Origin of the sequence: Streptomyces sp. NPDC051907 (genome assembly GCF_040681075.1) — a bacterium.
Lineage (GTDB): Bacteria > Actinomycetota > Actinomycetes > Streptomycetales > Streptomycetaceae > Streptomyces.
In genome coordinates, this window is sequence record NZ_JBFAYB010000081.1 from 22,272 (window position 1) to 43,548 (window position 21,277).

The 21,277-nt window shown below is 75.1% G+C and carries 13 protein-coding genes; 5 read left to right on the forward strand and 8 right to left on the reverse strand.

The window, feature by feature from the left end; genetic code table 11:
- Positions 1–214 precede the first annotated feature (214 nt).
- Complete coding sequence (locus AB0M39_RS31445) at positions 215–670, forward strand: hypothetical protein (protein WP_365369702.1); 456 nt, start codon at positions 215–217, stop codon at positions 668–670.
- Positions 671–869: 199 nt separating this feature from the next.
- On the opposite strand, the gene AB0M39_RS31450 is transcribed toward AB0M39_RS31445, so the two are convergent.
- The 4 genes from AB0M39_RS31450 to AB0M39_RS31465 all read right to left on the reverse strand — a co-directional run bounded on the left by AB0M39_RS31450 (position 870) and on the right by AB0M39_RS31465 (position 9,457).
- Positions 870–5,912: a hypothetical protein gene (locus AB0M39_RS31450; RefSeq protein WP_365369704.1), complete on the reverse strand. Its 5,043-nt coding sequence runs from the start codon at positions 5,910–5,912 to the stop codon at positions 870–872.
- A 31-nt stretch (positions 5,913–5,943) separates the two neighbouring features.
- Positions 5,944–6,843, reverse strand: a complete 900-nt coding sequence (locus tag AB0M39_RS31455; RefSeq protein ID WP_365369706.1) for a hypothetical protein — start codon at positions 6,841–6,843, stop codon at positions 5,944–5,946.
- Positions 6,844–7,009: 166 nt separating this feature from the next.
- A complete protein-coding gene (locus AB0M39_RS31460) occupies positions 7,010–8,536 on the reverse strand; it encodes a hypothetical protein (RefSeq protein WP_365369708.1) in 1,527 nt (508 codons plus the stop codon).
- 210 nt (positions 8,537–8,746) lie between these two features.
- Positions 8,747–9,457, reverse strand: coding sequence for a GntR family transcriptional regulator (locus AB0M39_RS31465; RefSeq protein ID WP_365369710.1), 711 nt, complete (start codon positions 9,455–9,457; stop codon positions 8,747–8,749).
- Positions 9,458–9,615: 158 nt separating this feature from the next.
- Here AB0M39_RS31465 and AB0M39_RS31470 point away from each other — a divergent pair, with 158 nt between their 5' ends.
- The 4 genes from AB0M39_RS31470 to AB0M39_RS31485 are packed head-to-tail and all read left to right on the forward strand — an operon-like array spanning position 9,616 to position 13,217.
- On the forward strand, positions 9,616–10,893 hold the full coding sequence (locus AB0M39_RS31470; protein WP_365369712.1) for an MFS transporter: 1,278 nt from the start codon (positions 9,616–9,618) through the stop codon (positions 10,891–10,893).
- Positions 10,894–10,918: 25 nt separating this feature from the next.
- A complete protein-coding gene (locus AB0M39_RS31475; protein WP_365369714.1) occupies positions 10,919–11,683 on the forward strand; it encodes a 5-oxoprolinase subunit PxpA in 765 nt (254 codons plus the stop codon).
- Positions 11,680–12,330, forward strand: coding sequence for a 5-oxoprolinase subunit PxpB (gene pxpB / locus AB0M39_RS31480; RefSeq protein ID WP_365369716.1), 651 nt, complete (start codon positions 11,680–11,682; stop codon positions 12,328–12,330). The genes AB0M39_RS31475 and pxpB overlap by 4 nt, the downstream gene beginning before the upstream one ends.
- Positions 12,327–13,217, forward strand: a complete 891-nt coding sequence (locus AB0M39_RS31485) for a biotin-dependent carboxyltransferase family protein (protein WP_365369718.1) — start codon at positions 12,327–12,329, stop codon at positions 13,215–13,217. The genes pxpB and AB0M39_RS31485 overlap by 4 nt, the downstream gene beginning before the upstream one ends.
- 206 nt (positions 13,218–13,423) lie before the next feature.
- Here the strand turns inward: AB0M39_RS31485 and AB0M39_RS31490 are convergent, their stop codons facing one another.
- From AB0M39_RS31490 to AB0M39_RS31505, 4 genes are read right to left on the reverse strand one after another with little or no spacing between them, the layout of a single operon-like run.
- Complete coding sequence (locus AB0M39_RS31490) at positions 13,424–17,068, reverse strand: hydantoinase B/oxoprolinase family protein (protein WP_365369720.1); 3,645 nt, start codon at positions 17,066–17,068, stop codon at positions 13,424–13,426.
- Positions 17,065–18,018 (reverse strand): SGNH/GDSL hydrolase family protein, encoded by a 954-nt coding sequence (locus AB0M39_RS31495; RefSeq protein WP_365369722.1) that lies wholly within the window; start codon positions 18,016–18,018, stop codon positions 17,065–17,067. The genes AB0M39_RS31490 and AB0M39_RS31495 overlap by 4 nt, the downstream gene beginning before the upstream one ends.
- A complete protein-coding gene (locus tag AB0M39_RS31500; protein WP_365369724.1) occupies positions 18,015–19,226 on the reverse strand; it encodes a glycosyltransferase in 1,212 nt (403 codons plus the stop codon). The genes AB0M39_RS31495 and AB0M39_RS31500 overlap by 4 nt, the downstream gene beginning before the upstream one ends.
- Positions 19,223–20,347: a glycosyltransferase family 1 protein gene (locus AB0M39_RS31505; protein WP_365369726.1), complete on the reverse strand. Its 1,125-nt coding sequence runs from the start codon at positions 20,345–20,347 to the stop codon at positions 19,223–19,225. The genes AB0M39_RS31500 and AB0M39_RS31505 overlap by 4 nt, the downstream gene beginning before the upstream one ends.
- Positions 20,348–21,277 lie beyond the last annotated feature (930 nt).

The following is a 21,277-nucleotide window of genomic DNA, read 5'->3' on the forward strand; positions in this document are numbered from 1 at the left end:
ATTCGATTCGGCACGAGTCTGTCCAGTCCAGCCTGGGCAGACGAGCGCGGGCGGGGCGTTCGGCGATCGAGAGTCGACGGAGACCGTGTTGTCGGGGAGCCCGGGGCAGCACAGATCAGCGCGGGCGGCAGCGGAGCGAGCGGTGCGTGGAGTAGCGCGACGGAATCGGGGCAGCCACCCTGAAAGCCGGACAGAGCGGGGAGTGACAGGAGCGATGGACACGGACGAGCGTCGCGACGCGGCGACGGGATCGGGGGCGGACGCCGACTGGGACGAGGACGTCCCGCGGCAGCTCTGGGTGGAGGAGCCGGCGACGCGTCGACGGCTGGCGGACCCGGTGCGTACGGCGGCGGTGCGCGCGGTGATCATCGCCTCGCTCACGATGATCCAGGCGATGGTGGCCTTCCTGTGCACGCTCGCGGGGTCCTGGCTGGCGTTTCCGATGGTGCTGAGCAGCGTCGCGAGCACGGTGGTGGCGACCTGGGCCGTGCTGGACGTCTGGGTGACGCGCCAGGTGTGGAACCAGCGCAACGGCGTGGTGTCCGTGCCGAGCAGCTCGGCACGCCAGCTGCGGCGTGAGCGGAGGCAGGCGCGGAAGACGGCCCGGGCCGCCGCGCGGGAGGATGCGCGGATACGGAGGCGGGGCACGGGCAGGCTCTCCGAGGCCTGAACGCCCGCGGGCCGTGGGCGAGACGGCCTCGGGCGAGTCGGGCCTCGGACCGCGGGCGGGACGCGCCTCGGGCCTCGGTCGAGACGGGCCTCGGGTCTTGGGTCTCGGGCGAGACGCGCCTCGGGCCTGCGTCACCTCGTGAGCCGGGCCTGCCTCGCCTCGTGAGCCGGGCCCGCGTCGCTCCTGAGCCGGCGGGGCCCTATGCCTCCTGGTCCGTCGTCGCTGCCTCCGGGCGGGAGGCGACGGTCTGGTCGGGGAGCGCGGCTGGGGCGCCGGCTTGGCCGGCGTCCTGCTCCCGGGCCGCGCCCTCGGGATGTGGGCCCCGCACGGCGTCCGCTCCCTGCCCGGGATCGGCGCCCTGTTCCTCGGGGCCCGCTTCCGTCGGGGCGGCGGCGATCGGAGGAGACGGGACCGCGCCCGACGCCTGCGCCGGAGCCGCTGCCTGGGTCTGAGCTTGGGCTGGGGGCCGCGCAGGCGCCTGATGGGGCACGGTCGGCTCCGCCGGGGTGCGCTTGAACATCCGGGTCGCCGTGATCTCGCCGTGCACCGTCTCGCCGGCCGGGTCCTGCTGCGGCAGACCGGGGCGCAAGTGCTCCTCCACGCTGATGTACTTCAGGCCCGCGCGCAGGTCGGCGTCATTGCGCAGCCGGATGACCAGCGGGAACTCAGCCAGCGCGGTCGTGTCGAACAGCCCGGTCGTGTAGAGCAGCTGAACGCCCAGCGCATCGGAGACCGCGCGCTGGAGCTCCAGCAGATACGTCGCGTTCGCCCGGCCGATCGGGTTGTCCAGGAACAGCGTGCCGGCGTGCCGGTGCTTGTCCCGGCCGCGGTCGTTGCTGCGCAGGGCCGCCATCGTGCAGTACAGCGCGATGGCCGCGGTGAGGAGCTGGCCGCCGGAGAAGACGTCGCCCATCTGTCCGACCGGGACCCGCTCGGCGCGCAGCACCGCGTCCGGCTTGAGGATCTCGACGGCGATGCCCTTCGGCTGCAGGGCGGCCTGGACTCCGCGCAGCAGCAGGGACATTCCGTCCCTGCGGCCCTCTCCGTACGCCGCGGCGGCGTTCTTCTTCACCGCGGCGCGGGTCGCCTCGTCGATGACCTCGCCGAGCCGCTCGGCGAGGGTCGCCTGGTCCGGCTCGTCGAAGCGGATCCGCAGGAACTCCTGACCGGACCACTCGCCCAGGCCCTCGGGCAGGCGGGAGAGCCGCTGCGCCGAGCGGAGCGTCGCCAGGGCGGACTCCACCAGGCCCCGCAGCCGGTCGACGATGGTGTCGCGGTTGCGCTCCAGCTGCTCCAGCTCGTCGGTGAGGACGCGCAGCCGCGGTGCGAAGGCCTCCGCCCACTTCGCGGCGTGCTCGGGCAGTGCCGCGGCGGGCAGCTCCCGGATCTGCTGGCGCGCGGGGGTGCGCACCTGTTCGTACCGGGTGGAGTTGGCGTGCCGTACGAGGACGTCGCTCGCCTCGCGGACAGCCGTCTCGGCGGCGGACAGGTCGGTGGCGCAGCCGCGCAGGGAGCGTCGGGCCTCGGCCGCGGAGTGCCGCGCCTCCTCCAGGGTTCCGGGGTAGGACTCGGGGGCGTCGTCCGGCTCCTCGTCCTGGTGGTCCCGGAGCAGGTCCCGCAGCAGCGCGGCGGTCTCGTCGAACCCGCCGGCCGCGTCCTCGGCGGCCCGGTGCGCCTGGAGCAGCCGGGTGTGCGCCGCGCCCGCGGTCTCCAGGGCGTCGGTGCGGGAGGCCAGTTCGGCGGTGGCGGTGCGCAGCAGGGCCTGGGCCTGCTCGGCGTCCGTGGGGACCAGGTCCTCGGGGAGCTCGGTATGGGCCTCGCCGTCGGCGGGGGCCAGGCGCTCGGCTTCGCCGCGCAGCCGGCCGAGCTTCTCGCTGGCCTCGGAGGCGCGGGTCTCCAGCATCTGCACAAGCGACTCGGCGCGGGCGGCCGCGGCCTGCCGGGAGGGCCCGTCGGCGCCGTCCGTGCCTTCGAGGAGCTGGGCGGCGCGGGTGCGGACCTTGTTGGTGAGGCGGTCGAGCTCGGCGACGGCGGCGCTCTCGTCGCTCTCGGCCCGGGCCTGCTCGGCGCGCAGGTCCGCGCCGACGCCCACCTTCTCGTACAGCTGGGAGGCCGCGCGGTACGCCTCGCGCAGGGTGGGCAGCGCGGTGCGCGGAGCGTCTGGGTCCGCCTCGGGGAGGCTCTCGGGCGCCCCGGCGATCTCGGCGCGCTCGGCGCGCAGGGCGCGCGCGGTGCGGCGGGCGTCGTCGCCCGCGCGCTGGGCGGCGCGGCGGTCCTCGTCCGCGGCCTTGGCGCGCTCGAGGAAGGTCGCGGCCCGGGCCTCGGACTCGGCGGCCTCGTCGGCCAGTTCACGGAGTTTGACCTGCCAGCCGGCGCGTTCGCGCAGCCGGAAGGCGAGGCCGGCGAGCGCGTCGGCGGCTCGGCGGGCGCGCTGGGCCGTGTCCTGGCGGTCGTCGCGGACGCGGGCGGCGTCGGCGGCGGCCTCGTCCGCCTCGGCCCGTACGGCACGGGCCTCGGCGAGCGTCGACTGCGCCTCCTCGGCGGTCTCGCGTGCCGTGCGCGCGCCCTGGCCGAGCTCCGCGAGCATGCCGGGCGGGCAGTCGGCGCGCCAGGAGCCGATGCGGGCCGCGAGGGAGCGGTCGCCTGCGAGCCGGGAGGCGAGCGCGCGGATCTCCTCGTCCCTGGCGGCGGCGCGGGCCCTGAGCGTCTGGCGCTCCTCGTCGGCGGCGTGCTCGTCGTGCATCGCCGGGTTCGGCGGCACGAGGAAGACGCCCTCGTCGCCGCCGGCGCCGGGTCCGGGCACCGGTGCGAGCAGCGCGGCGGCGGTGCCGACGGCGACGGCGGACCGGGGCAGCAGCGCGGCCCCCGCGAGGACTTCGCGGGCTCGGGCGTGCGAGTCGGGGTCGGTGATGACGACGCCGTCGACCAGCTCGGGCCGTGCGGCCAGCACGGCGGCGTGGTCGCCCGGGTCGACGGCCTGGGCGAGGTAGCGCCAGCCGGGGAGCGCGGGGATGCCGTGCTCGCCGAGGTACTCGACGGTGGCGAGGACGTCGGGTCCGGGGGGCAGCAGCCCGCCGTCGCCGAGCGCGCCGAGGATGCGGGCGTCGTCGGCGGCGGCCGTGCGCAGATCGAACAGCTGCCGTTCGGCGGAGGCGACGGACTGGTCGAGCAGCTCGCGCAGTTCGTCGGCGTACCGGTCCAGCTCCTCGGCGGCGAGGGGCCCTTCGGCGGCGCGGAGGGGAGCGCTGGAGGCGGTGCGGCGGCGGTCGCCGGGTCCGGCGGCCGGGTCGGCTGCCGGGTCCGTACGACCGGTCTGGCCGGCGGCGTCCGCCGCGGCGCCGTCCGCGCCCCCGTCCCGGCGCGGCCCCGGCACGGCCGCGTGCACAGAAGGCGTCGACGACGGCAGGCTCAGCAGCTCCGCCAGGCGCTCGTCCTCGGCGATCGACTCGGCCGCGCGGCGCTCCGCCTCGTAGGCGTTCTCCGCGCCTTGGGCGGCGTCAGCGGCGCGGGCCGCCGCCAGCTCGGCGCGCGCCTCCGTCGCGGCGGCCTCCTTCGCCCGGTCCGCCGTGGTGCGGGCGGCTTCGCGGGCGGCGTCCCAGGCGGCGACCGCCGTCTTCTCGGCGTCGGTCGCCGCGAGGGCGGCCCGCGCCGGGTCGGCGTCGGGGGCGGTGTCGTCGAGCCAGCCCGCTCGTACGGCCTCGGTGGTCTCCTGCTCGACCTCGGTCAGCCGCTGGCGCAGATGGCCGATCTCGCTGCGGGCCCGCTGGGCCTCGGTGGCGGAGGTCGTCGCGTCGCGGTGGGCGGCCTCGGCGGCCTCCTGGAGGGCCGCGGAACGCTCCTCCTCCTCGTTGGCCAGCCGCTCGCCGTCCTCTGCCGCGCAGTGCAGGGCGCGCACGAGGTCGGCGGCGGCCCTGGCGCGGGCCGCGAGGGCGGGGGCCGCGTCTCGTTCGGCCTCGCGGATCGCGGCGGCCACGCGCGCGGAGCGGTCGGCGGCGGCGCGGTGGCGCAGCACGGCCTCGGCGGCCTGCCACGCGGAGTGCAGGGTGCGGGCGTCGGTCAGCTCGCGGCGCTGGGCCGCGGCGCCCTTCTCCGCCACGGTCAGCGCCAAGGACGCGTGCCGGTAGGCCAGTTCGGCGGCGATCAGCGAGCTGCGGCTGCGCGCCCGATCGGCCTCGGTGACCGTGTGGGCCGCCGCGGTGACCTGCTGGGCGAGGTCGCCGGTGCGGGCCCGCTCCCGGGCGGCGCGGGCGGACAGCCGTGCGGCGAGCGTGCGGGTGCGGCGCTCGGCGCCCGTGTGGATCTCCCGTGCCCGCGTCCTGGTCTCGGCGGCCTCGACGATCCGGCCGAGCAGATCGACCGATCCGGCGGTGAAGTCCCGTTCCGCGGTGAGCTCGGCGCGGCGGCCGAGCTTGTTGCCGAAGCTGCTGACGAGGTCGGCGAGGCCGTCGGTGTCGCGGGTGTCGGTGACGGCGCGCAGCAGCAGGTCGGTGAAGTCGGAGTCCTTCTTGACCGCGAAGAGGCCGGCGGCCTCGCCCTCGTCCGCGTTCATCTCGCGCTGGTAGCGGAAGAGCTCGGGGTCCAGGCCCACGTCGCCGAGGTGCTCGTTCCAGCGGTCGTGGATCTCCTCCCAGTACACGTCGAGGTGCGGATAGGCCTTGCCCGCCTCGGTGACGGCGTCGCGGAAGCCCTTCATGGTGCGGCGGCGGCCCTGCGCGCCGGACGCGCCCTCGACGGGCGGGCGGACGGCGGTGGACTCGGCGACCGGAAGCGAGTCGAGGCTGAGGCCGGGCCCGGGGCGGAAGGAGTACCACGCTTCGGCGAACTTCCGCGGGTCGTTGGAGACCTGGCGGCCGCGCCACTCGCTGACCTTGCCGACCACGACCAGCTCGCCGGTGAGCGTGTGCTGCCACTCGAGGGCGACGTGTCCGCAGTCGTCGGCGAGCAGGAACTTGCGCAGCACGCCCGAGCTGGCGCCGCCGAGGGTGTTGCGGTGGCCGGGCAGCATCACCGAGAAGATCAGCTTGAGCAGTACGGACTTGCCGCCGCCGTTCTCCAGGAAGAGCACGCCCGCGGGCGCGGGCCGGCGCGGCGGGCCGACCGGCTCCTCCTCGAAGAACTCCGCCTGCATCGGAGCGGGGTGGGGCACGGGCGCGCCGACTCCGCGCAGGTCCAGCACGGTGTCGGCGTAGCGCGCACCGGCGGGCCCGATGGAGTAGAGGCGGACCCGGGACAGCTCGTACATGGCGGCGGACTCTCGTCGTTCTCGTCGGGGATCAGGCGTGGAAGGGCAGGCCGGCGTCGGCGGCCAGCTCCAGGTCGTCCGCGTCGGGCGGCGCCACGAGGGTGGCGGCGCCGTCGCTGACGGGTACGACGCCTAGCTCCAGCAGCTCGCCCATGGCGGCGCCGCCGGCCATGTCGCGCACCTGGAGCTGGTAGCGGGCGGTGGTGCGGTAGGCGCCTCCGGCGTCGTCGCCGGTGCGCTGGAGGAAGCCGGAGTCGGTGAGGAAGGCGACGGCCTTGCCGACGATGCCGGTGGTGGATCCGGCGAGGCGGCGCGCGTCCTTGGTGGCGCCGGTGGCGCTGCGGCGTGCGTAGATCCGCCAGGCGGACTCCAGGCCGGGGGCGTCGGTGGCGGGGTCGGTGTTCTCGCCCTGCTCCGCGGCGCGCTCTTCCAGGCGCCGGCAGGCCTGACGGACGAAGGCGTCGACGCCGTTGACCGTGATGCGGCCGATGTAGCCGTCGTCGGCGAGGTCTTCGGGGCGCGGGAACGCCATGGCGGCGACGGCCAGATGCGCGAGTCCGTGCAGGAAGCGGTCGGCGGACTCGGCGGAGGCGCGGCGGGCGTAGTCGCCCATGCGGACGGCGAAGACGGAGTCCTCTGCGGCGGTCACGGCCATGCCGGCGCGGGGCGAGACCTCGAGGACGACGAGTCCCAGGCCGGTCGCGACGGCGTCGGCGAGCCGGGCGAACGCGGTCTCCTCGCGGTAGCGGCGCAGCAGTTCGGCGTACTCGGCGTCGCGGGCGGGGAGCAGCTTGGGCTGGAGACCGAAGGAGACGAGGCGTGCCGCGTCGGCGGCGTCGGCGGGGGTGACCGCGGCCGGGGCGGCGGGGGCCGGCGCGTCGTGGGCGTCGGCCTCGCGCCACGCGTGCGTCTCGGCGTGGTGGTCGGTCACGGGTGCTCCTGCGGATGCTGTGGGGTGAGGAAGGAGGTGGGGGGCGGGGGCGGGGCGGCCGCGTCGTGCGCTGTCGGGTGCTCTGCCGGCGTCTCGGCTCCGGCGCAGGTTCTGGCACCGGCTCCAGCGCGGGTTCTGGCACCGGCTCCGGCGCGGGTTCTGCTGATCACGAGGCCTCCGCGCGGTCCGCCGCCATGCCCGCGTGGTCCAGCAGGGCCGTCCCCACTATCAGGTCCGCACCGCCGAACTCCGGATCGTCCAGCTCGACGCCGTCGTCGACCGCGAACAGGAGCCGCTGCTCGCCCTGGCGGTAGGCCGTGCCGACCGGGGGGCTCGCCGCGTGGACGGCCAGCAGGGCGACCAGATACGGCAGTTCGGGATCGCGGCGGCGCGCCTCGGCCAGCAGGCCCGACAGACGGCGCGGCGCGTCGTGCTCCAGGTCGAGCAGCTCCATCGCGGCGGCCAGCTGCTCCTCGCTGAAGCGGCTGTCGTCGGGCGTGGCGATCAGGTCGGGCTCGGGCATCTCGGCGCCGAGGTGCTCGCGCTCGACGGGCGGCGTCAGCAGCAGGTCGACCAGGTCCCCGATCCGTACGGACGAGGGGGTGCGCAGTCCGGCGCCGTGGGCGAAGAACGCGTCCGTGACGCGGATCGCGGACTCCATGGGCAGCGGCAGGATCGGGGCGACCAGCTGGCCGTACAGATCGAGTCCGGTCCGCGCGGCGGGCCGGGCGAAGGCCTGGCGGTCCTGCTCGGCGCGGAACAGCGGGCCGGCCTCCAGCAGCCGGGACTGGAGCTGGGTGTGGCGGCGGATGCAGTCCTTGACGATGTCGACGAGCTCGGCGGCGCGCCGCTTGTGCTCGGGGTCCTCGGCTTCGTCGCGCGCCTTGCGGATGTTCGTCAGGATCGCGTTCTCGTGGCGGTAGCGGTCGGCGACGTGGTCGAGGGCCTCGGCGATCATGTCGGGGACGGCGTTGAGCCAGTCGACGGCCCGCACATTGCGGCGGGTGGCCTCCAGGGTGCGGCGCAGCGTCTCGGCGTACTGCACGGTGCGGTAGCGGGCCTGCTCGGCGGCGAGCTGGGCGTCGGCGAGCCGGCCGCGGCTGATCAGGACCTCCAGCTTCACCTCCGCCGCGATCTGCGCGCTGGTGACGTCCGTGTCGAGCGCGCCGACCAGGACGTTGACCGCTTCGTCGGTCGTGCGGAGATAGACGGCGCCGCCGTATCCGGGGACTTCCTCGATCAGCTTGAAGTCGTAGTCGCGGCGGGTGTATACGCCGTCGGGGCCGAAGGTGCCGTACACCGCGCGGAATCCGCGGTCCACGCTGCCGACGTTGATCAGGTTCTCCAGGACCCAGCGGGCGACGCGCTCGTGCTCGGCGGGCGGACGGCCCGGGGCCTGGGCCGCGACCCTCGGGAGCAGCCGGAGCACTATCTGGTCGTTGTCCGCGCCGGTGTCGAAGTCCATGTTGAGCGTGACGAGGTCGATGGCGGCGAGGGCGACCTCCGCCATGGCGTAGACCGTGTACTCCCCCGCGAGATTCGCCTTGCGCGCGTCCAGGTCGTGCAGCGGCGCGGTGCAGGCGAGCGCACGGAGGCGCCGCGCGAGCCCTTCGTCGGCGGCCGGGCCCTGCGCGGGCCGCGGCCCCGCGCTGAGCTGGGGCGGAACGAATTCCGTCGAGGCAGGCGAAGTCACGCTGAACAGACTAGGTCCTCGCACTGACAACAGCCCAAACGGCACAGAAGCGACCGGCGTCACACTGGCCACACCCGCCTCACCGGCACCCATCCGCGAGGCGTGGTCAACGGAACCCTGCCTCGCCGGCGGCGTCCAAGCGCCGTCAACGACGTCCAGGCGTCGTGTCAGCGGCGCCCCCGCACCGCCCAGGCGCCCCCTCCGCGGCCCCTACGCGTCGCCCTCGTCCTCGACCAGGTCCGCGTAGGCATCCACCAACTGTGTGCGCGAGTCGTCGAGGTACTCCTCCAGCAGCCGCTCCGCGCCCGTGCGCTCCCCCGCCCGCAGCGCTTCCAGAATCGCCCGGTTTCGTACGAGATACGGCTGATGAAGCCGGCGCGGGTCGTCCACCACATGGAAGGCCAGCCGCAGCTCGGCCAGCACGCCGCGCATGAGCTCGTCCGTGCGCGCGCTGCCGGCGAGGGCGACCAGTTCGCGGTGGAAGTGGATGTTGGCGGTGGAGACGCCCCGCCAGTCCTGTTCGCGCGAGGACCGCTCGCCCTTGGCGACCGCCGCGTCCAGCCGGTCGAGCGCGTACGGCGGCTCTCCGAGCCCCTGCACGACCGCGCATTCGACCAGCCGCCGGGTGCGGTAGATGTCCTCGACGTCCTGGACGGCGAGCTTGCGCACGAACACCCCGCGATTGAGCTCGTGGACGAGCAGCCGCTCATGGGTGAGCAGCCGGAACGCCTCGCGCAGCGTGTTGCGCGAGACGCCCAGCGCCTTGCCGATGCTGTCCTCGGAGAGCCGCTCGCCGGGCGGGAAGTACCCCTCGGCGATGCGTCCGCGCAGGATGTCCGCGACCCGCTCCGCCGTGCTGGTGCGGCCCAACAGCGGGCGGTCGTCCGCCAGTCCGCCGATCTCGGGCTCCGTCGTCCCCACAACGTCCTCTCTCCCCGCCGGGCACCCCGCCGGCGTGCGAGCTCCATCGTAGAAGCAAGAACGTCTCCACATGACTCTTGTCGGATCGTTCAACAATCCCCTACCTTGGCGTCACCGCACAGTCGCTGCAGCACCCTCTCCCCCTCTGCGAGGTGCAGATGAGCACGACCCAGGCCCAGCCGAAGCACGACGAACTCCCCGAGGACACCAGCGCGTTCGCCTGGCTGCGCGCCCTCGGCCCGCGAGGCCGGCGCGCCTTCGGCGGCGCGTTCGGCGGCTACGCCCTCGATTCGTACGACTACTTCACCCTGCCGCTCAGCATGGTGGCGATCTCCGCGTACTTCAGCCTCGACAACGGACAGACCGGACTTCTCACCACCGTCACCCTGGTCGTCTCCGCGGTCGGCGGCGCGCTCGCGGGCATCCTCGCCGACCGGATCGGCCGGGTGAAGGCGCTGATGATCACGGTGATCACCTATGCGGTGTTCACCGTGCTGTGCGGCTTCGCGCCCAACTACGAGACGCTGCTGGTCTTCCGCGCCCTTCAGGGCCTCGGCTTCGGCGGCGAGTGGGCCGTCGGCGCGATCCTGGTCGCCGAGTACGCCACCGCCAAGCACCGAGGCCGCACCCTGGGCGCCGTCCAGAGCGCGTGGGCCGCCGGCTGGGCGCTCGCCGTGATCGTCTACACCCTGGTCTTCCACTTCCTCGACGCCGACACCGCCTGGCGCGTGATGTTCTGGACGGGCGCGCTGCCCGCCCTCCTGGTGATCTACGTACGGCGGAACGTGAGCGACGCCCCCGAGGCCGCCGAGCGCCGCCGGGCCAGCACCGAGCGCGGGTCCTTCGCCACGATCTTCAAGAAGGACCTGCTGCGCGTCACGCTCTTCGCGACGCTGCTCTCCACCGGCGTCCAGGGCGGCTACTACACGCTCGCCACCTGGGTCCCCACCTACCTCAAGACCGAGCGCGGCCTGACCGTCGTCGGCACCGGCGGCTACCTCGCCTTCCTCATATCCGGCGCCTTCATCGGCTATCTGACCGGCGGCTACCTCACCGACCTGATCGGCCGGAAGAAGAACATCGCGCTCTTCGCCGTGCTGTCCGCCGCGGGCATCCTGGCGTACACCAGCATCCCCTCCGGGGCGAACGGCCTGCTGCTCGTCCTCGGCTTCCCGCTCGGCTTCTTCATGTCCGCGATCTTCAGCGGCTTCGGGTCGTTCCTCAGCGAGCTCTACCCCACCGCCGTACGCGGCACCGGCCAGGGCTTCACTTACAACAGCGGGCGCGCGGTGGGCGCGTTCCTGCCGACGCTGGTGGGCTATCTGTCCGACAGCTGGGGCGTGGGCGGCGCGCTCGTCCTCGGCGCGGCCGGCTACGGCCTCGCCGTCCTGGCCCTGCTCGGCCTGCCCGAGACCCGCGACCGCGAACTGCTGTGACCACACGGATCCGAAAGGCACTGCGATGACCTGGGCGTCCATCGATCTCAACGCCGACCTCGGCGAGGGCTTCGGCCGCTGGCGGCTGACCGACGACGAGCAGCTGCTGTCCGTCGTCACCAGCGCCAACGTCGCCTGCGGCTTCCACGCCGGGGACGCGCCCACGATGCGGCGGGTGTGCGAGCTCGCGGCGGAGCGCTCGGTACGGATCGGCGCCCAGGTCTCCTACCGCGATCTGGCGGGCTTCGGACGACGCTCCATGGACGTCCCGCCCGAGGAGCTGTCCGCCGAGATCGCCTACCAGATAGGAGCGTTGGAGATCTTCGCGCGGGCAGCCGGGTCCCGTGTCTCGTACGTCAAGCCGCACGGCGCGCTCTATAACCGCGTCGTCCACGACGAGGAGCAGGCGGCGGCCGTCGTCGAGGGCGTGCTGCTGTCGGGCGAACGGCTGCCGCTGCTCGGGCTGCCCGGCTCGAAGCTGCACACCATGGCCGAGAAGGCCGGGCTGCCCGCCGTCACGGAGGCGTTCGCCGACCGCGCCTACACCCCGGAGGGCACGCTGGTGCCGCGCGGCGAGGACGGCGCGGTGCTCAGCGATCCGTCCGTCGTCGTCGAACGGTCGGTCAGCATGGCCAGGTTCGGGGTGATCGCCTCGCGGTCCGGGCAGTCCGTCGCGGTACGAGCCCGTTCGCTCTGTCTGCACGGGGACACCCCCGGGGCCGTGTCGCTCGCCCGCCGGGTGCGACGGCAGCTGGAGAGTGTCGGTGTGCGGGTGGAGGCCTTCGTATGACCGCCCCTCGCACCCTGCCGGCGGGCGCCGTACGGGTGCTGCCGGTCGGCGAGCACGCCCTCCTGGTCGAACTGGCCGACGGCGACGGCGCCGAGGCGCTCCACGCCGAGCTGCTGCGCCGCCGGGCGGCGGGCGGCCTCCCGGCGGTCCGGGAGATCGTGCCCGCCGCCCGGACCGTGCTGCTCGACGGCGTCGAGGACGCGGAGCGCCTCGCGCGGGAGCTGGCCGTATGGGAGATCCCCGCGCTCCCCGCGCGCGTGCAGGACGCGATCGAGATCCCGGTGCGCTACGACGGTCCGGACCTGGCGGACGTCGCGGCTGGGTGGCAGGTGAGCGAGGAGGCTGCGGCACGCATCCACTCCGCCGCCGAGTACCGCGTCGCCTTCTGCGGGTTCGCGCCCGGCTTCGGGTATCTGACCGGGCTGCCGCAGCGGTACGCGACGCCCCGCAGAGCCACCCCGCGCACCTCCGTGCCGGCCGGGTCGCTCGCGCTGGCGGGCGCGTACACCGGGGTGTACCCACGCTCCTCCCCCGGCGGCTGGCAGCTGATCGGGTCCACGGACACCGTCCTGTGGGACCCCGCCCGGGAGCCCGCGGCGCTGCTCTCTCCCGGGACCCGGGTGCGGTTCACGGCGGAGCGCCGATGACCGACCGGGCCCTCGCGGTCGTACGAGCCGGGGCGCTGACCACGGTGCAGGACCTGGGGCGGCCGGGGCACGCCCATCTCGGGGTGCCGCTCTCCGGGGCGCTCGACCCGCACGCCGCCGCCCTCGTCAACCGGCTGGCCGGCAACCCTGAGCGGGCCGCCGTCCTGGAGACCACCCTCAACGGGTGCGCGCTGCGGCCGCGTTGCGCGGTGACGGTCGTGGTCGGCGGCGCGCCGTGCTCCGTCACGGTCGACGGACGTCCGGCGGCCTGGGGCGCGCCCGTGCGCATGGCCGCGGGCGCCGTGCTCGACGTGGGGCCCGCGGTGCGCGGCGTACGGAGCTATCTGGCGTTCGCGGGCGGTATAGCGGTCGAGCCGGTCCTGGGCAGCCGCGCGACCGACCTGCTCTCGGGGCTGGGCCCCGCCCCGCTCACGGACGGCGCGGTACTGCCGCTGGGCAGGCCCGCCGGGCCGCCCGCCCGCCTCGACGGGGGCGTGCCGTGGCCCGCGCCGCCGGCCGAGCTGGTGCTGCGCGTGCGGCTCGGGCCGCGCGAGGACTGGTTCACCGCCTCGGCGCTGCGGACGCTCACGCGTGGCGCGTACAGCGTGTCGTCCGCGAGCAACCGCATCGGGCTGCGCACCGAGGGGCCGCCGCTGGAGCGCGCTATAGCGGGCGAGCTGCCGAGCGAGGGCATGGTGCTGGGCGCGGTGCAGGTCCCGCCGGACGGGCGCCCGGTGGTCTTCCTCGCCGACCATCCGACCACCGGCGGCTATCCGGTGGTCGCGGTCGTGGACGGCCGCGACCTCGCTGCGGCGGCGCAGGCGGTCCCCGGGACGCGCGTCCGGTTCGTTCAGGCGCGCTCGCCGTCTCCGTCGGGGCGTCCATAGGCGAGCGTTTGGCGGGTGGCAGGCGTGGCGAGCGCCCGGCGCTCCGGCGGGCCGCAGGCGGGGCTAGAGCCCTAGCGCCCGGCGGGTCGCAGGGTGGTTAGCGCTCCAGAGGGGTGCAGGCGTGACTGGCGCCCGGCGGGCCGCAGGGTGGCTACCGCGCCGGCGGGCCGGCATATCGCCGCCGAGCCGCCCGGTCGCGGCCCTGGCTAGCGCTCCGGCGCGCTGCCGTAGCCGCCGCCGCCCGGTGTCTCGACGACCAGGACGTCGCCGGGCGCGACGTCCACCGAGTCGACGCCGTGCAGCTCGCTCACGCTGCCGTCCGCGCGCTCCACGCGGTTCGAGCCCAGCGCTCCGCTCTCGCCGCCCGCCATGCCGTACGGCGGGACACGGCGGTGGCCGGTCAGCAGCGCCGCCGTCATCGGCTCCAGGAAGCGGATGCGGCGCACGACTCCGCGGCCGCCGCTCCACCGCCCGCGCCCGCCGCTGCCCTCGCGGACGCAGAAGGCGTCAACCCGCACCGGGTAGCGCCACTCCAGGACCTCCGGGTCGGTCAGGCGGGAGTTGGTCATATGGGTCTGCACGGCGTCCGCGCCGTCGAAGCCGTCGCCCGCGCCCGAGCCGCTCGCCACCGTCTCGTAGTACTGCACACGGTCGTTGCCGAAGGTCAGGTTGTTCATCGTGCCGGAGCCCTCGGCCTGGACGCCCAGCGCCGCGTACAGCGCGCCCGTGACGGCCTGGGAGGTCTCCACGTTGCCCGCGACCGTCGCCGCCGGGTACGCCGGCGCGAGCATGGAGCCCTCGGGCACCCGGACCTCCAGCGGCTCGAGGCAGCCGCTGTTGAGGGGGATGTCGTCGGCGACGAGCGTGCGGAAGACGTACAGCACCGCCGCCATGACCACCGACTTGGGCGCGTTGAAGTTCCCCGGCTGCTGCGGCGAGGTGCCGGCGAAGTCGACGACCGCGCCGCGGGCCGCCCGGTCGACCCGCAGGGCGACCTGGATGACCGCGCCGCCGTCGGTCTCGTAGCGGTACGAGCCGTCGTCGAGCTCCGCGACGATGCGGCGCACCGACTCCTCGGCGTTGTCCCGTACGTGCCGCATATAGGCCTGGACGACGTCGAGGCCGAACTGGTCGACCATGCGCCGCAGTTCCGCGATGCCCTTCTCGTTGGCGGCGATCTGGGCGCGCAGATCGGCGAGGTTGGTGTCCGGCGCGCGCGAGGGGTGCGGGGCGCCGGTCAGCAGCCGGCGGGTCTCCTCCTCGCGCAGTCGGCCGTCCCGTACGAGCAGCCAGTTGTCGAAGAGGACGCCCTCCTCCTCGACGGTGCGGCTGAACGCGGGCATCGAGCCGGGGGTGATGCCGCCGATCTCGGCGTGGTGGCCGCGCGAGGCGACCAGGAACCGCAGCACGTCGCCGTCGAAGACGGGGGTGACGACCGTGACGTCGGGCAGGTGCGTGCCGCCGTGGTACGGATCGTTGATCGCGTAGACGTCTCCGGGCCGCATCTGGCCCTCGTTGCGGCGCAGCACCTCCTTGATGGACTCGCCCATGGAGCCCAGGTGCACGGGGATGTGGGGCGCGTTGGCGATCAGGTTGCCCTCCGCGTCGAAGAGGGCGCAGGAGAAGTCGAGCCGCTCCTTGATGTTCACGGAGTGGGCGGTGTTCTCCAGGCGTACGCCCATCTGCTCGGCGATGGACATGAAGAGGTTGTTGAAGACCTCCAGCAGGACCGGGTCGACCTCCGTGCCGACGGCTGCCCGGCTCGGGCGGGGCCGTACGCGCGTCAGCAGCAGATGCCCGCCGTCGGACGCGGCGGCGCGCCAGCCGGGGTCGACGACGGTGGTGGCGTCGGCCTCGGCGATGATCGCCGGGCCGTCCACCGTGTCGCCGGGCCGCAGGTCGCCGCGCCGGTACAGCGGTGTCTCGCGCCGCTTGCCGTCGATGAACACGTCCACCATGGCGCGCGGCGCGAGCTCCGGATCGGCCGCCTTCCCGCGCTCCTCGGCCCTCGCGTCCTCGCCGCGGCCCTCGACCTCTTCCTCGACGACGTACGCGCCGTGCTCCCCCGCCGCCCCGACCGCCTCCACCGAGACCGCCTCCACCACCAGCGGCTTGTCCATAGTGAACGCGTAGCGGGCGCGGTGGGTCGTCTCGAAGGACTCCTTCATGGCGGCGGCCGTGTCCAGCGGCACGGGCAGGCTGGCGTCCGTGCCGGCGTAGCGGAGCAGCACGCGCGCGTGCGTGCTGATCGCGTCGTCGGGGACGGCGTCGTCGCGCAGCTCGGCGCGGGTGCGCTCGGCGAGCTCGGCGCAGAGCGCGCGCACCCGCTCGACGCTCGCGTCGTCCAGCTCCGCCTCCACGGACTGCTCGCGCATGGCGGTGGCGTCGGCGAGACCGATGCCGTACGCGGAGAGCACCCCGGCCAGCGGAGGCACGATCACCGTGTTCACGCCGAGCGCGTCCGCGACGGCGCAGGCGTGCTGGCCGCCCGCGCCGCCGAAGGAGGCGAGGGCGTAGCGGGTGATGTCGTGTCCGCGCTGCACGGAGATCTTCTTCACGGCGTTCGCCATGTTCAGCACGGCGATCTCCAGGAACCCGGCCGCGACCTCCTCGGAGGTGCGCTCGGCGCCGCTCTCCTCGCGTACCTCGTGGGCGAGCCGGGTGAACTGCTCGCGCACCGTGTCGGCGTCCAGCGGCTGGTCGCCGGCCGGCCCGAAGACGGACGGGAAGTGGCCGGGCTGGACGCGCCCGAGCATCACGTTGGCGTCGGTGACGGTGAGGGGTCCGCCGCGGCGGTAGCAGGCGGGGCCGGGCACGGCCCCCGCGGAGTCGGGACCCACCCGGTAGCGCCGGCCGTCGAAGCGCAGGACGGAGCCGCCGCCCGCGGCGACCGTGTGGATGCTCATCATGGGCGCGCGCATCCGGACTCCGGCGACCTGAGTGCCGAGCTCGCGCTCGAACTCGCCCGCGTAGTGCGACACATCGGTCGACGTGCCGCCCATGTCGAAGCCGACGACCCGGTCGTAGCCCGCCTGTCCGGCGGTGCGGGCCATGCCGACGACGCCGCCGGCCGGCCCGGAGAGCACGGCGTCCTTGCCGCGGAAGTGGGCGGCCTCCCGCAGCCCTCCGTTGGACTGCATGAACATCAGGCGGATCCCGTCCAGCTCGGCCGCGACCTCGTCCACGTACCTGCGCAGGATCGGCGAGAGATAGGCGTCGACGACGGTGGTGTCGCCCCGCGGCACCAGCTTGATCAGCGGGCTGACCTCGTGCGAGCAGCTGACCTGGGTGTAGCCGAGCTCGCGCGCCGCCGCGGCGATCCGCCGCTCGTGGGCCGGGTGGCGGTAGCCGTGCATCAGCACGACGGCGGCGCTGCGCAGGCCGTCGGCGTACGCGGACGCCAACTGCTCCACGACCGTGTCGAGTTCGAGCGGCCGGACGGTCTCGCCGTGGGCGTCGACGCGCTCGGGGACCTCGACGACGCGGTCGTACACCGCCTCGGGGAGCACGACCCGGCGGTCGAAGAGGCGGGGCCTGTTCTGGTACGCGATGCGCAGCGCGTCCCGGAAGCCCTCGGTGATCACGAGGACGGTCGGCTCGCCGCGCCGCTCCAGCAGCGCGTTGGTGGCAACTGTGGTGCCCATCTTGACGCTGTCCACGCGGTCGGCGGGGACGGGCTCGTCCGGGCCGACGCCGAGGAGCAGCCTGATCCCCGCGACGGCCGCGTCGCGGTACCGCTCGGGGTTGTGCGAGAGGAGCTTGCGGCTGACGAGCCGTCCGTCGGGGCATCTGCCCACGATGTCGGTGAAGGTGCCGCCACGGTCGATCCAGAACTCCCAGCGCCCGCTCATTCCCCCATTCTGGCAAGCGGAGCGTCCACGGACACGGCGGCGAGCGCGGACGAGAGCGCGCGTTCGGCCCTGTGGTCCAGCCGGCCGCTGGTGCCGCGCGCCCAGTGGTGGGCCTCCGCGCCCGCCAGCTTCACCAGCTGCGGCAGCAGATCGGTGCACCGGCGCGCCAGCCATGCCGTCCCCGCGGTGGCGAGCCACAGCACGGACGCGGCGCGGGTCGGGGCGGGCTGGTCGGGTTCGGCCGCCGGCGGCGCCCCGTGGGCGAGCCCGCGTTCGGCGAGCAGCTCGTGGAAGCGGCCCGCGATCATCCGGTGCCCGCGCTCGGACGGGTGCAGCCGGTCGGCGCTCCACAGCGAGCGGTCCTCGGCCCAGGCCGCCTCGGCGGCGTGCAGATGGACGGCGCCATAGCGGGCGGACAGGGCGTGGACGACGGCGTTGACCGACCGCTGGCGTCGGGCGAGCGGGCGGGCCAGCGGCGGCGGCAGCCCGAGCATCCGGCCGGGGTCGGGCAGGCAGGCGGTCAGCAGCACGGCGCCCTGGGCCGAGAGCCGCGCGCACACGTCGTCGAGCCGCCGGGCCATGTCCTCGATGTCGTAGGTACGGCGCAGGGTGTCGTTGACGCCGACGAGCACGGCGGCGATGTCGGGCGCGAAGGCGAGCGCCTCGGGAGTCTGCCGCTCGGCGACGTCCTGGGTGAGCGCGCCGCTGACGGCGACGTTGCGGAACTCGGCAGGGGCGCCGGGGGCCGCGAGCCCGTCGGCGAGCAGCGCGGCCCAGCCGCGCCACGTCCCGCCGACGCGGTCGCCGACGCCTTCGGTGAGGGAGTCCCCGAGCGCGACGAACCGGGGCGCGGCGGGGGCAGGGACGGGAGGAGCGGGGACGGGAGCGGGGGCGGCGTCGGCCGGGAGCGCGCGCACCGGAGCCGGGGCGGGGGCCGCAGCCGCGCTCACGCCCGCACCCCGTGCTCGCGCGCGGCCTCTGCGTGGGGCTCGCGGCCCCCGCAGTCCGCTTCTCCCCGCTCCGCACGCCCGCGCGCCGGCGAGGCGTCGTGCGCGGCCAGGAACGCGGCCACCGAGCGCTCCCAGTCGAAGAGTTCGGCCCGCGCCCTGGCCGCCGCCCGGCGGTCGTCCTCGCGGCGGGCGAGCAGCAGCGCGACGGCGTCGGCGAACGCCTCCGGCGTGTCGGCGGCCGCCGCGCCGGCGTCCCCGATCACCTCCGGGAGGGCGGACGACGCGCTCGCGACGACCGGCGTCCCGCACGCCAGCGCCTCCAGAGCCGAGAGGCCGAACGTCTCCGCGGGTCCCGGGGCCAGGCACACGTCCGCCGCGGCCTGGAGGTCTGCGACCGTCTCGCGGTCGCCGACGTAGCCGAGGAACTCCACGGGCAGCCGCTCCGCCCGCGCCCTGCGGGCCAGCGCCCCCCGCAGCGGCCCGTCGCCTGCGACGACCAGCGCGGCCCGCACGCCCCGCTTCCGCAGCACCGCGAGCGCGTCCAGGGCCATGCCCGGGCGCTTCTCCACCGACAGCCGGGAGCAGAGCAGCAACAGGACCTCGGCCCCGGCGGCGTGCTCGGCGCGCAGCACCTTGCTGCGCCGTCCGGGCCGGCAGCGGCGCAGGTCGACGCCGAGCGGAGCGCGTACGACGTTCTGGGCGCCGATGCGTACGAACTCGCGCTCCGCCCACTCCGTCGTGCACACGATCCGCGAGTACGCCCATGCGCTGCGGCGGTTGAGCCGGTCCGCGGCGCGGGTCGCGAGGGACTCCGACAGCCCCCAGGTCTTCAGGACGCCGTCGGCCGTCTCGTGCGACACCATCAGCGAGGGGACCCGGTGGCGGCGCGCCCATTCGCCCGTCCAGCGCAGCGTCGTCCGGTCGGACACCTCGATCCGGTCGGGTTCGAGGCTCTCCAGGAGCCGGCGCAGCCTGCTCCGTCCGGCGAGCACGCGGTAGCCGCCGGTGCCGGGGAGCTCAGGTCCTGGGACGGTGACGACGCGGCCCTGCTCGGTCATATGATCGCGCTCCACGTCGCCGGGGACGATGAGCACGGGGTCGTGTCCCGCGGCGAGGTAGCCGCTGCCGAGCTCGCGCAGCGCGGTGCGCAGGCCGCCGGAGGCGGGGGTGACGAAGTTCGCCAGCCGTACGATCCGCAGGCCGCTCACGCCGCCACCGCCGTACGCGCGCCGAGCACCTCGGCGTAGTGGTCGATCAGCAGATCCCCGATCACGGCCCAGGTCCTGCCCTCCACGGCGGCGCGCCCGGCCCGCCCGTACGCGGCGCGCAGCGCGGGGTCGGCGGCGAGGGTCGCCACCGCGGTCGTGACGGCGTCCCCGTCCAGCGGGGTCGCCAGCAGCCCGGTCCGCCCGTGGGCGACGAGGTCGAGCGGGCCGCCGGCCGCCGGGGCGACCACGGGCACTCCGCTCGCCATGGCCTCCTGGACGGTCTGGCAGAACGTCTCGTACGGGCCGGTGTGCGCGAACACGTCCAGCGAGGCGAAGATCCGGGCGAGCTCGTCGCCGGTCCTGCGGCCGAGGAAGACGGCGGCGGGGAGCGCGGCCTGGAGGGCCGCCTCGCTGGGGCCGTCGCCGACGACCACGACGCGTACGCCGGGCGTCTCGCTGACGCCGGCGAGAAGCTCGACGTGCTTCTCGGGGGCGAGCCTGCCGACGTAGCCGACGATCAGCTCGCCGTCGGGGGCGAGCTCGCGCCGTAGCCTCTCGTCGCGCAGCTCGGGCCTGAAGCGCGCGGTGTCGACGCCGCGGGGCCACAGCCGCACCCGGTCCACGCCGTGCTCCTCCAGGTCGCGCAGGGCGGCGGTGGAGGGGGCGAGCGTGCGGTCCGCGGCGCTGTGCACGGCGCGGATGCGCCGCCAGGCGGCGCCCTCGCCGGCGCCGACGTACGTACGGGCGTAGCCGGCCAGGTCGGTCTGGTAGACGGCGACGGCCGGCAGACCGAGCCGCGCGGCGGCGGCCATACCGCGCACCCCGAGGACGAACGGGCTGGCCAGATGGACGAGTTCGGCGCGGTGGGCGGTGATCGCCGCGGCCACCCGGCGGCTCGGCAGAGCCACGCGCACCTGCGGATATCCCGGCAACGGCAGCGAGGGAACGCGCACCACGGGACAGGGCACGTCCTGGTCGGAGCTCTCGGGCCCGGCGGTCGCCGGCGCGATGACGAGCGGATCATGACCGCGGGCGGCGAGATGCCGGGCGGTCTGCAGGGCGCAGTGCGCCACACCGTTGACGTCGGGCGGGAAGGATTCGGTGACGATGACGACACGCATACTCGTGTTGTCGTCGTGCCCGGCGTGTTCGCGCCAACGTGGATCTTTCCGGCCGTGGAACGTCCCATGAGCGTTTGTGGCACGCCCTGGGATTTCGCCTGGGTCGGACGCGTTTGTGGCGTCCGGCGGGACGGACGCGCCTGTCACCGGTACCTCTGGCGACCACCCGCTGGCTGTCGCCAGGCGTCCGGCCTCACCCGTCAGAAGCTGACTGGCTCTGCGCCGGCGGCGGGGGCCGTCCCGCACACAGCCGCTGATCCAAGGCGGACGGATCAGGCCCCGCCGCCCGCGTCCGGGCCGCGACGTCCATGGCGCCTCAGGGCCTGGTCGGCCGGCGGCCGCTCGACCGTCGTAGGGGCCGTCCCACACACGGCCTCTGATCCGCCGCGAAGGGGCCATGGCCCACCGCACGCCTCGGAGCCCTCCCGCCCGCGAGCCTCAGGCCGGTCAGCCCACGACCTATGGCCCGTCATAGAGACCGTCCAGCCCGTACCGCACGCGACCTGTGATCCGCCGCCAACGGGCCATGGCCCACCGCGCACCTCTGAGCAGCCCCGCCCGCGAACCTCAGGCGGGTCAGCCGACGGCCGCTCGGCAGCCATAGGGGCCATCCGGCCCGTCGCCCGGAGCCTCTCAGCCATCCCGTGCGAATCCTGACCCATCCCACGCGCCTCAGGTCCCGACACCCCCACGGCCTCAGGCCCGCCGCGCGCAACCCTGGCCTGACCCGCCCACGGCTCCTGGCTCGCCGCATGCCGTCTCTGGTCCCGCAGGCAGCCTCCCGCCCGCTCCGTTCACGGCAGCTCGCCCGTCATACGCGCGTCCCGGCCCTCGCCCGGAGCCTCTCGCACGTGAATCCTGGCCCGTGTCCCCGCCGCGTTCGCCGCACGGCCGGGTCCGGCCGGGCAGCAGTCCGCCGCCCATGGCGAA